Below are 12,563 nucleotides of genomic sequence, written 5' to 3'. Positions count from 1 at the left end.
ACGATTTCCTCCGTCCGAGGTTCCAAGGTGCCTCCCCTCTTCGGCTCAAGCCTCATCGCCGCCCTTCCGGCGCAGGGATCGAGCCATATTCTGCTTCCAATGTGAAATCCTGGGGGGGATCAATGATCACATTCGTCGATCGCTGCGTGCCTGTCCTCTATGGAGCGCAACCCGCTTCCTGACATGGCAGAGACGATGATCATCAATCGTTTCGGCGCGATCTCGGCGGTACACGGCGGACGTCCGGCACTTCTCGGTGAGACCCACGAGGTCACCTACACCGAGCTGGCCGGGGTGGCCGGCGGGCACGCTGCCGTGTTCGCCGCCGCGGGCCTGCGCGCCGGAGACCGGATCGCGCTGCTCACCGCACACGGCGCGCCCACCGTGGCGGCGCTGCTCGGCACCCTCGCCGCCGGGTGCGCGTACGTGCCGCTGGACCCGGGCTTCCCGGTCGCCCGGCTGCGCCACATGGTCGACGCCGCCGGGGTCACCGCCGTGGCCTGCGCCGCCGAGCACCGCGAGCTGGCGTCCACGCTGGCCGGCGAGCGCCCGGTCGTCGCGCTGGACGAGGTGCCGCCCGCTCCGCTGCGCCCGGTCGCGGCCGACCCGGACGCGCCGGCGTACGTGCTGTTCACCTCCGGCTCCACCGGCGTCCCGAAGGCGGTCGGGCAGACCCACCGCAACCTGGCCCACGTCATCGACAACCAGATCGCCGCGCTCGGCGTCGGCCCGGACGACCGGCTCAGCCTGCTCGCGTCGTTCAGCTTCGACGCCGCCATCCCCGACCTCTACCCGGCGCTGCTCACCGGCGCCGCCGTCGTCCCGGTCGACCTGCGCCGCCACGGGCTGGCGCACGCCGTCGACCAGCTCGACCGGCACCGCGCCACCGTGCTGCACTGCACGCCCACCGTCTACCGCTTCCTGCTCGACACGCTCGGCACGCGCCGGCTGCCCACGGTGCGGGCGGTGCTGCTCGGCGGCGAGCAGGCCACCTGGACCGACGCGGCCCGCGGCCGGGACCGGTTCGCCCCCGGCTGCGTGCTGGTCAACGGCTACGGCGCCACGGAGATGACGTTCGCCGCCCGGCACGTGCAGCAGCTGTCCGAGGTGGACCCGGACGCCCGCGGGCCGCTGCCGGTGGGCGTCGCGTTCCCCGGCTACCGGCTGGACCTCGCCCCGGACACCGGCGAGATCGTGGTCCGCAGCCGCCACCTCGCCCCCGGCTACCTCAACCAGGACAGCGACCGGTTCGGCGTCGACGCCGACGGGGTGCCGTCGTACCGCACCGGTGACCTGGGCCGGCTGCTGCCCGGCGGGGAACTGGTCTGCCTCGGCCGGCTCGACCGGCAGGTCAAGGTGCGCGGGCACCGGGTCGAGCTGACCGAGATCGAGGCCGTGCTGTCCGCCCAGCCCGGCGTCGCGGGCGTCCGCGCCGTCGTCCGCGACGGCGAACTGCTCGCGTACGCCCGGCCGGCCGGCGCCCGCCCGGACCCGGCGGCGCTGCGCGCGGCGCTGACCGCCGCGCTGCCCGGCTACGCCGTGCCCCGGGCGGTGGTGGTGGTCGACGAGTTCCCGCTCACCGTCAGCGGCAAGATCGACGAGCGGGCGCTGCCCGACCCGGTCACCGAGGTGCCCGCCGAGGAGGCCCCGGCCACCGACACCGAACGCGCCGTGCACGACATCTGGTGCGCGGTGCTGGGCCGCGACGCGGTCGCCCGCACCGCCAGCTTCTTCGACGTGGGCGGCCAGTCGCTGCTGCTGGGCCAGGTGCAGCAGCGCCTCGCCGAGCGGTTCGGCGTACGCCTGCCGATGCTGCGCCTGTTCGACCACCCGAGCGTCGCCGCCCAGGCGGCGCTGCTGGACGCACCGCCCGACGCGGTCCGCGCCCCGGTGCTGCCCGCGCCCGCCGCGCCGGTGCGCGCCGCCCGCGAGTACACCGGCGACGAGATCGCCGTGGTCGGCGTCGCCGGGCGGTTCCCCGGCGCGCCCGACGTGGCCACGTTCTGGTGGAACCTGTGCACCGGCGTCGACTCGGTGCACGACCACACCGACGAGGAGCTGGCCGCGCTCGGTGTCGGCCCCGCCCTGCGCGCCGACCCCCGGCACGTCCGCGCCACCGGCCGGCTCGACGGGGTGGCCGACTTCGACGCCGAGTTCTTCGGCTTCGGCGCCGACGAGGCCGCCCGTACCGACCCGCAGCACCGGCTGTTCCTGGAGACCGCCTGGGAGGCGCTGGAGGACGCCGGGCACGACCCGGCGCGCTTCCCCGGACTCGTCGGCGTCTACGCCGCCACCTCGGCCAACCGCTACTTCCTGTTCCACCTCATGGACAACCCGGCGGTGGTCGGCGACGTCGACCCGGACGACTGGGAGGCCCGGCTCGTCGGCCGCCAGTTCACCGACCACCTGCCCGGGCAGGTGGCCTACCGGCTCGGCCTGACCGGCCCGGCGATGGCCGTGCAGAGCGCCTGCTCCAGCTCGCTCGTCGCGGTGTGCGTGGCCGCGCAGAGCCTCGCCGACTACCAGTGCGACCTGGCCCTGGCCGGCGGGTCCACGGTGATGTGGCCCCGGCACCGGGCGGGCGGGCTCGCCTCGCCCGACGGGCGGTGCCGCGCCTTCGACGAGGCCGCCGCCGGCTCCGGCTTCGGCTCCGGCGCGGGCGTGGTGGCGTTGCGCCGGCTCGCCGACGCGCAGGCCGACGGCGACCGCATCTACGCGATCCTGCCCGGCTGGGCGGTCACCAACGACGGCCCGGACCGGGCCGGCTTCGCCGTGCCCGGCCCGGCCGGACAGGCCGCCGCCGTCGCGGGCGCGCTCGCCACCGCCGAGGTCGCACCCGGCGAGGTCCGCTTCGTCGAGGGCCACGGCAGCGGCACGCCACTGGGAGACGCCATCGAGGTCGCCGCGCTGCACGAGGTGTACGCGGGCGCCGCGCCCGCCGAGTCCACCGCGCTCGGCTCGGTGAAGACCAACATCGGCCACCTGGACGCCGCCGCCGGCATCGCCGGGCTGATCAAGACGGTGCTCGCCGTCCGGCACGGTGTCATCCCGCCGAACCTGCACTTCACCCGCCCGCACCCGGAGATCGACCTGGGCGCCGGACCGTTCTACGTGCCCGTCAAGGCGCGGGACTGGCCGGACGACGCGCGCCGGGTCGCCGGGGTGAGCGCGTTCGGCCTGGGCGGCACCAACGCGCACGTCGTGGTGGAACAGCCGCCGCCCGCCGAGCCGGCCGACCCGCCCGGCGAGGGACCGTGGCTGCTGCCGGTCTCCGCGCGTACCCCGGCGGCGCTGCGGACCGCGCTGGCCCGCCTGCGGACCCACCTCGCCGGCGCCGCCCCGGCACTGCCCGAGGTGGCCGCCACGCTGGCGCTGGGCCGGCGGGCGTTCGCCCACCGGGCGGCGGTGGTCGCCGCCGACCTACCGGCCGCGCTGTCCGCACTGGACGTGCTGCTGGACACCGACGCCCGCATCGCCGGTGACGGCGGCCCGCTGCGCGAGACGGCCGCCGAGTGGGTCGCCGGGCGCGACGTCGACTGGCACGCGCTGCACCCCGAGGGCACGGTCCGGCGCACCGGACTGCCCACCTACCCGTTCCAGCGCCGCCGGCACTGGATCGACCCCGTGCAGAAAGGTCCGCGGTGAACTGGTTCGTCTCCGCCGGAAGCCGACCCGAGGCGCCGGTGCGGTTGTTCTGCCTGCCCTACGCCGGAGCGGGCGCCAGCGCGTTCCGCCGCTGGGCGGCCGAGTTCGGTGCGAGCGTCGACGTGGTGCCGGTGCAACTGCCCGGCCGGGAGAACCGGATCACCGAGGATCCGCGCTTCAGCGTCGCCGAGGTGGCCGACGCCATCGCCTCCCGCGCCGACCGCCCGTACGCGATCTACGGCCACTCGATGGGCGGACGGCTCGGCTTCGACGTGGTCCGCGAGCTGCGCCGTACCGGCCGCCCGTTGCCGCTGCGGCTCTACGTCGGCGGCGCCCGCGCCCCGCACGTCGCCACGCCGGGCCCGTTCGACGGGCTGTCCCGGGCCGGCGACGACGAGCTGCTGCGCCGCCTCGGCGAGGGCGGCGGCCTCCCCGCCGAACTGCTCGACCACCCCGAGCTGGTGGAACTGCTGCTGCCGCTGCTGCGCGCCGACTTCGGCCGGGTCGACGACTACCGCCACGTGCCGGGCGAGCCGCTGCCGGTGCCGATCGTCGTGTTCGCCGGCCGCACCGACCGGGCGGTCAGCCGGGAGCAGAGCGCCGCCTGGGCCGGGCACACCGCGGCCGGGTTCACCCTGCACGAGCTGGACGGCGGGCACTTCTTCCTGCACGACCGGCTGACCGAGCTGGTCGCGCTGATCCGGGCCGACCTGACCGCCGCGCCCACCGACACCCGCCCCGGCACGCCGGACGCGGGTCCGGACCCGGTGCGCGCCGCCGGTCGCGGGACCGCCGGCGCCGCGCACCGGGTTCCGCTCGGCGACACCGGCTGGTCGGTGTGGCGCGACGCGGTGCTGCGGACCACCGGGTTCCCGGCCGACGGGCTGGACCTGTTCACCGCGCCCCGGGCCGCCGCGGCGGCCGACGAGCTGCTGGCCACCGGTGCCGGTGAGGACCGGTTCGCCAAGGAGTTCGAGGAGGCGCTGCGCGCCGGCGCGCAGCGGTTCAGCGAGCTGGCCGCCGACCCGCTGCTGCGCGAGGCGGTCACCTGGCAGAACCGGGGCGCGCTCGTCGCGTTCGACGGGCTGGTCCGCGGCGGCGCCGACGCGGCCCGCAACGTGCGCCGCCGTGACCGGGAACGGGCGCTGCTGAAGTACTGGCAGCGCTACTGCGGCAAGAACGAGACGGTCGGTTTCTTCGGCCCCAGCTGCTGGGTCACAGTCGATCCCGCGCAGCCGGAGGTTGCCCGAGTCAACCCCGGCGACAGCCTGACCCGGCGGCGCTGGGTGTGGTTCGAGTCGTGGGCGCTGTCCGCGTACGCCGAACGGATCGGCGCGGACCTGGCGGTGCGCCGGTGGTGGCCGCCGATGCTGCGGGCCCACCTGGCGGTCCGGGACCGGGACGTGCTGCGGCCCGGCCGGCCGCCGCTGACGCTGACCCCGGTGGAGGCGGCGCTGCTGCGCGCGGCCGACGGCCGGCGCGCCGCCGCCGACCTGGTCGCCGACCCGGCGATCGGGCTGCGCCGCCCGGAGGACGGCTACGCGCTGCTCGACCGGCTGGCCGAACGGGAACTGATCACCTGGGACGCGGCCCTGCCGGTGAGCCCGGACGCCGAGCGGGTGCTGGCCGACCGGATCGACGCGATCGGCGACGACCCGGCCCGCGCGGCCGCCCGCGCCGGGTTCGACCGGCTGCGCGCCGCCCGCGACGACGTCGCCGCCGCGGCCGGCGACGCGGACCGGCTGCGGACCGCCCTGGACGCCCTCGACGCCACGTTCACCGAGCTGACCGGCGTGCCCGCGGTGCGCCGGGCCGGACAGATGTACGCCGGCCGCACGGTCTGCTACGAGGACAGCGCCCGGAACCTGGACGTGGAGTTCGGCGCACCGCTGCTGGCCGAGCTGGCCGCCCCGCTGGACGTGCTGCTGCGCGCCGCCCGCTGGCTGGCCAACGCGCTCGCCCGCGCCTACCTGGACGTGCTGCGCGGCCTGTACGAGGAGCTGCGCGCCGAGTCCGGCGCCCCGGTGCCGCTGGCCGACCTGTGGTTCCTGGCCCAGGGGATGTTCTGGGGCGACGGGGAACGGCCGGTCGACGCGGTCGCGGCGGACTTCGCCACCCGCTGGGCCGGACTGTTCGGCCTGGACACGCTGCCCGCCGGCGCCACCGACGTACGGCTGCGCGCGGCCGACCTCGCCGGACGGATCGACGCGGTGTTCCCCGGCGACGGTCCCGAGTGGTCGAACGCCGCCATGCACAGCCCCGACCTGCAGATCTGCGCCACCGACGCGGACGCGCTGCGGCGCGGCGACTACACGGTGGTGCTCGGCGAGCTGCACGCCGCCTGGTCGTCGTTCGACTGCGCGGTGTTCACCCCGTCGCATCCGGACGTGGAGCGGCTGCGCGACGCGCTCGCGGCGGACATGGGGCAGCGGCGGGTCCGGCTGCTGTTCCCGGCCGACTGGCCGCGGCGGACCAGCCGTACCGCCGAGTCGCTGACCGGCCCGGCCGACCGGCACCTGGCGTTCCTCGACGCGCCGGGCGCCGACCCGGACCGCGTGCTGCCCACCGTCGACCTGGTGGTCGACGAGGTGGACGGCGAGCTGGTCGCCACCGCCTCGGACGGTCAGCGCTGGCCGCTCGTCGAGATCTTCGCCGAGCCGCTCAGCGCGCACGCCGTGGACGGGTTCAAGCTGGTCGCCGCCGCGCCGTACACGCCCCGGATCACAGTCGACCGGCTGGTGCTGGCCCGGCAGACGTGGCGGACCACTGTGGGCGAGAGCGGCCTCGCCGTGCCCAACGGCGAGCGGGACCGGTTCCTCGCCGTCCGGGACTGGCGCCGCCGCCTCGGCCTGCCCGAGCAGGTGTACGTCAAGCTCGGCACCGAGACCAAGCCCTGCTTCGTGGACCTGTCCGCGCCGGCGTTCGCCACCACGCTCTGCGCGATGGTGCGGGCCGCCCGGGTCGACGGCGGCGACGACGTGTCGTTCACGGTCAGCGAGATGCTGCCCGCACCGGAGCAGGCGTGGGTGCCCGACGGGCAGGGCCGCCGCTACTTCAGCGAGCTGCGCCTGCACATCACCGACGCCCGGCGGGAGGACCACCGGTGAGCCACCTGCTGCCCCTGGGCGAGACCGGCTGGTCGGTGTGGCGGGACGTGGTCCTGCGTACCGCCGGTTTCCCGGCCGCCGGGCTGGACCGGTTCGCCGCGCCGGACTGCGCCGCCGCCGCGGACGCGCTGCTCGCCGGCGACACCGCCCCCGAGGTGTTCGACAAGGTGCTGGCCGAGGCGTTCGCCGAGTCCTCGGCGGTGGCCGGCGAGCTGGCCGCCGACCCGCTGCTGCGCGAGGCGGTGACCTGGCAGAACCCGGACATGCTCATCGCGCTGGACGGGCTGCTGCGCACCGACCCGCAGGTCCGCAACGTCCGCCGCCGCAAGCGCGAGCTGAGCCTGCTGCGGTACTGGCAGCGCTACTGCGGCAAGGCCGAGACCATCGGCTTCTTCGGCCCGGTCTGCTGGGGCACGTTCGACACCACCCGCCGCGGCGTGCACACTGCGCCCGGTGACGCGCTCGTGCACCGGCGCCGGGTCTACTTCGAGGCCTGGGCGCTCATCGCGTACGCCGACCGGCTCGCCGACGACCTCGCGGTGCGCCGCTGGTGGGCGCCCGCCCTGCAACCGCACCTGACCGTCGCCGGGCGGGAACTGCGCTGGCCGCTGCACCCGCCGATCGCGCTCACCCCGGTCGAGGCGCTGGTGCTCGGTGCCTGCGACGGGCGGACGCCCGCCGTGGAACTGGCGCAGCGGCTGTGCGACGCCGGTGAGGTGCACGGCGCCGACGACGTCTACCTGCTGCTCGACCGCTGGGTCGAGCGCGGCCAGCTCAGCTGGGGCGCGAACCTGCCGATCGCGCCGGACGCCGAGCGGGTGCTCGAAACGCGGATCGCCGCGATCGGCGACGAGCCGGTGCGCGCCGCGACGGCGGCCGAGTTCGGCCGGCTCCGCGCGGCCCGCGACGAGGTGGCCGCCGCGGCCGGCGACCCGGACCGGCTCGGCGCCGCGCTGGCCGCGCTCAACGCCCAGTTCACCGCCGTCACCGGCCGCCCGGCCACCCGGCACAGCGGGCAGATGTACGCCGCCCGCACCGTCTGCTACGAGGAGACCGCCCGCGACCTGGAGTTCCGGATCGGGTCGGCGGTGGTCGACGCGCTCGCCGAGCCGATGGCGGTGGTGCTGCGTACCGCCCGCTGGTTCACCGGCGAGGTGGCCGCGCGCTGCGGCGACCTCTTCACCGAGCTGCACGAGGAACTGGCCGCCGACGGCGAACCGGTGCGGCTGGCCGACCTGTGGCTGCTGGCCCAGGGGACGCTCGTCGCCCCGGACGGCCCGATCGGCCGGGCCGGCGCCACGCTCACCGCACGCTGGGCCGAGCTGTTCGGCCTGGCCGGCCTGCCCGAGGGGCAGGCGGAACTGCGGCTGCGCGCCGCGGACCTGACCGAGCGGGCCCGGGAGCTGTTCCCGGCGACGCGGCCCGGCTGGCCGTCGGCCCGGCTGCACAACCCGGACGTGCAGCTCAGTGCCGCCTCGCCGGAGGCCGTCGGGCGCGGCGACTTCCTGCTGGTGCTCGGCGAGCTGCACCCGGCGTCGGTCGCCTTCGACAGCGCGGTGCTCAGCCCGTTCCACCCGGACCCGGCCGCGCTGCGCGCCGACCTCGACGCCGACCTGGGCCCGGTCCGGCTGCGGGTGCTCTGGCCGGACAGCTTCCCCCGCCGCACCACCCGCACCACGTACGCGCTGACCGGCCCGGCGGACCGCCAGCTCGGCATCGACACCGCGCACGGCGCCGACGTGGACCGCCTGGTCCCGGCCACCACGGTGCTGGTGGAGCGGACCGGCGACCACCTCACCGCGGTCTTCCCCGACGGCGCCCGCTGGCCGCTGATGGAGGTGTTCGCCACGCTGCTCGGCTCGCTGCTGCTGGACGCGTTCAAGCTGCTCGGCGCCGCCGCGTACACGCCCCGCATCACCATCGACCGGCTGGTCGTGTCCCGGCGCACCTGGCGCACCACGGCCGGGGCGTGCGGGCTGGGCGGCCACTCCGACGAGACCGCCCGCTACCTGGCGGTACGCCGCTGGCGGGCCGAGACCGGCCTGCCCGAGCGGGTCTTCGTCAAGGTCGGCACCGAGATCAAACCGTGCTACGTGGACCTGACCGGCCCGCTGTACGCGCAGTCGCTGTGCGCGATGGTCGACGCCGCGCTGCGTACCGGGCCGGACGTGCCGGTGGTGGTCTCCGAACTGCTGCCCGCACCCACCGAGGCGTGGGTGCCCGACGCCCACGGCCGCGGTTACGTCAGCGAACTGCGCCTCCAGATCACCGACCCGGCCGAGCACCTTGGAGCACTCCGGTGACCGACACCCTGACCGTCAGCGCCGTCCACGGCCCGGACCTGCCCTGGCCGGACGCCACCCTCGCCGACCTGATCACCGCGCAGGCGGCCCGCACCCCGGACGCGGTGGCGGTGCGCCAGTGGGACACCCGGCTCACCTACCGGCAGCTCGTCGACCGGGCCGCCGGGGTGGCCGCCGTGCTGCGCGAGCACGGCGTCGGCCGGGGCGACCGGGTCGGCGTGTGCGGCGCGCGTACCCCCGACCTGGTCGTGACGGTGGTCGGCGTGCTGCTCGCCGGCGCCGCGTACGTGCCGCTGGAGCCGGGCGGCCCCCGGGCCCGGCTGCGCGGGATCGCCCGCGACGCGGGCGTACGGGTGGTGGCCGGTGACGCGGCGGCGGCCGAGTTCGGCGACGAGCCCGGCGTGACGACGCTCGGCCTGCCCGGCCCGGCCCCGCTCGCGCCCTGCCCGGCCCGCCCCGGCGACCCGGCGTACGTGCTGTTCACCTCCGGCTCCACCGGCCGCCCGAAGGGCGTGCTGACCACCCACCGCAACGCGGTCGAGTTCGTCACCGGCGTGAGCGAGCTGACCGGCGCCGACGCCTCGGTACGCAGCCTCGGCATCGCCTCGCTCGGCTTCGACGCGGCCACCATGGACCTGTTCGTGCCGCTCACGCTCGGCGGCGCGGTGCAGCTACTGGGCGCCGACGACCGGGCCGACCCGGTACGGCTGGCCCGGTTCGTCGCCGAACACGAGGTGACCTGGGGTTTCATCACCCCGACCGTGCTGTCGCTGCTGGACCCGGCCGGATTCCCGTCGTGGCGGGTGCTGCTCTGCGGCGGCGAGGCGGTCCCGGCCGAGCTGGTCGCCCGCTGGGCGCCGGGCCGGCGGTTCCTCAACGGCTACGGCCCGACCGAGACCACGGTGCTGGCGGTCACCTGCGACCTCACCCCGGCCGACACCGACCCGATGCCGATCGGCCGGCCGCTGCCCAACCACCGGGCGTACGTGGTCGACGCCGGCCTGCGTCCGGTGCCGGCGGGGGAGACCGGCGAGCTGCTGATCGGCGGGCCCGGCCTGGCCGACGGCTACCTGAACCGGCCCGGCCTGACCGCCGAGCGGTTCGTGCCCGACCCGTTCGGCGACGCCCCCGGCGAGCGGCTCTACCGCACCGGTGACCTGGTCCGGCAGGCGCCGGACGGCCGGATCGTCTACCTCGGCCGCGCCGACCGGCAGGTGAAAATACGCGGCCAGCGCATCGAGCTGGGCGAGATCGAGGCCGTGCTGGCCGCCTGCCCCGGCGTCGAGCGGGTCGCGGTGGAGGCCGTACCCGGCCCGGCCGGCGCCGAGCTGGTCGCGTTCCTCACCCCGGCCGGCGCGCCGGACGACGACGAGCTGCGGGCGTACGCGGAGACGCGGCTGACCACCGCGATGCTGCCGGCCCGGACGCTGCGGCTGGACGCGTTGCCGGTCAGCGCCACCACCGGCAAGCTGGACCGGCCGGCGCTGCGCGAGCTGGCCGCCGCGGCCCCGGCCACAGTGGCCGGCGCCCCCGACGACGACCCGGTGACGGCCGCGGTCCGGCGCGTCTGGACCCGACTGCTCGGCGCCGCGCCCGCCCCGGACAGCGACTTCCTCGCCGCCGGCGGCAACTCCATCGCCGCGATGCGGCTGGTCGCCGCGCTGCGCGCGGAGCTGGGCCGGCAGGTGGACACGCGGGTGCTGTTCGCCGACCGCACGTTCGCCGCGCTCGTCGAGCGGGTCCGCGCCGCCGACCCCGCCGACGCCGACGGGCTGACCACCGGCAACCCGCCGACGCTGTCCCCGCCGCAGCGGCGGCTGTGGTTCATGGACCAGCTCGCCCCGTCCAGCGCGCCGTACAACATCGCCGTCGCGCACCGGCTGCGCGGGCCGCTGGACGTCACCGCGCTCGGCGCCGCGCTGCGGGCCGTCGCCGAACGGCACGACGTGCTGCGCTGGCGCATCCCGCAGAACAGCGGCGTGCCGTACGCGGTCCGCGAGGAACCCACCGACGTGGCGGTGCCGGTGGTCGACCTGACCGGCGCCGCCGACCCGGACAGCGAGCTGGCCGGCATGCTCGCGGCCGGCGCCGGGCACGCGTTCGACCTGGCCACCGGGCCGCCCTGGCAGGTGACCGTGTACCGGCTCGCCGCCGGGGAGCACGTGCTCGCGGTGACAGTGCACCACGCGGTCTTCGACGGCTGGTCCGAGGCGCTGCTCTACGACGAACTGGCACTCGCGTACGCCCGCGCGCTCGGCCGGTCCGTGCCGGGCCGCCCGCCGCTGCCCGCCACGTACGCCGACTACGCGGTGTGGCGCGCCGACCGGGACCGGCGCCGGGGCGAGACCGACCTGGCCTGGTGGACCGCGCACCTGGCCGGCGCGCCCACGGTGCTGGACCTGCCCCGCGACCGTCCCCGCCCCGCCGTGCAGACGTACGCCGGCGCGGAGGCCGCGGTGCGGCTGGACGAGGCCGCCGACCGGGCCGTACGCGACCTGGCGACCCGGCGCGGCACCACTGTCGCGGCGGTGCTGCTGGCCGCGTTCGGCGAGCTGCTGCGGCGGGTGACCGGCGGCGACGAGCACGTGCTCGGCGCGATCGTCGCGGACCGGCGGCTGGCCGCGTTCGACGAGGTGATCGGGTTCTTCATCGACACCGTGCCGGTGCGGGTCCGCTCCGGCGGCGCGAGCTTCGCCGAGCAGGTCGACCGGGCCGCCGCCGAGCTGCACGAGGTCACCGCCCACCCGGGCGCGCCACTGGAACGCATCGTCGAGGCGCTCGGCGTGGGCCGGGACACCTCCCGCGCCCCGCTGGTGCAGGTGCTGTTCAACGTGCTCAACTTCGTCGCGCCCCGGCTGACGCTGACCGGCCTGGCCGTCGAGCCGGTGCCGGTGCCCAAGCCCGGATCGCCGTTCGACCTGACCGTCTACGTGGTGGAGCGCGACGGGCGGGCCGGCGTCGAGGTGGTGCACAACCCGGACCTGTTCACCGGCGAACGGATCAGCGCGCTCCTGGCCGACCTGGCCGCCCTGGTCGGCGCGCTCGCCGCCGACCCGGACGTCCCGGCCGCCGAGGTCGCGCCCGAGCTGCCCCGTCCGGCGGTACGGGTCGCGGCGCTCGGCGCGATGACGGTCGCCACGGCCGAACCGGCCCGCGCGCCGCTGCCCGCCGGCTCGGACGCGCTCACGGCGACCGAGGAGCTGATCGCCGGGATCTGGCGGGACGTGCTCGGCCGCGACGCCGTCGGGGTCAGCGACAACTTCTTCGACATCGGCGGCCACTCGATGGCCCTGGCTGCCGTGCACGCCCGGCTCACCGAGGCCACCGGCCGCTCGATCACCATGCTCGACCTGTTCCGCCACCCGACCGTGCGGGCGCTCGCCGCCAGCCTCGACGGGGCCGCCGACCGTCCGGAACTGGCCCGCGCCGCGATGCGCGCCGCCGCCCGGCGGGGCCGCGCCCGCCGTACCCCGCCACCTCGCCGACCTCACCCGTGACGCGATCCCTT

4 protein-coding genes are annotated in these 12,563 nt (G+C 76.7%); all 4 read left to right on the top strand.

Features of this window, described 5'->3' with window-relative positions:
* Nucleotides 1-183: 183 nt before the first annotated feature.
* From ABIH81_RS25750 to ABIH81_RS25735, 4 genes are read left to right on the top strand one after another with little or no spacing between them, the layout of a single operon-like run.
* Nucleotides 184-3,645, top strand: a complete 3,462-nt coding sequence (locus ABIH81_RS25750; RefSeq protein ID WP_349877449.1) for an AMP-binding protein — start codon at nt 184-186, stop codon at nt 3,643-3,645.
* Complete coding sequence (locus tag ABIH81_RS25745) at nt 3,642-6,752, top strand: thioesterase domain-containing protein (protein ID WP_349877448.1); 3,111 nt, start codon at nt 3,642-3,644, stop codon at nt 6,750-6,752. Before ABIH81_RS25750 ends, ABIH81_RS25745 begins: the two co-directional genes overlap by 4 nt.
* Nucleotides 6,749-9,055, top strand: coding sequence for a lantibiotic dehydratase (locus tag ABIH81_RS25740; RefSeq protein WP_349877447.1), 2,307 nt, complete (start codon nt 6,749-6,751; stop codon nt 9,053-9,055). The genes ABIH81_RS25745 and ABIH81_RS25740 overlap by 4 nt, the downstream gene beginning before the upstream one ends.
* Nucleotides 9,052-12,552, top strand: a complete 3,501-nt coding sequence (locus ABIH81_RS25735; protein ID WP_349877446.1) for an amino acid adenylation domain-containing protein — start codon at nt 9,052-9,054, stop codon at nt 12,550-12,552. Before ABIH81_RS25740 ends, ABIH81_RS25735 begins: the two co-directional genes overlap by 4 nt.
* Nucleotides 12,553-12,563 lie beyond the last annotated feature (11 nt).

This window comes from Micromonospora sp. HUAS YX12, from assembly GCF_040215685.1.
GTDB classification, from domain to species: Bacteria; Actinomycetota; Actinomycetes; order Mycobacteriales; family Micromonosporaceae; genus Micromonospora; species Micromonospora tulbaghiae.
This window is presented reverse-complemented; position numbering and strand designations above follow the sequence as displayed.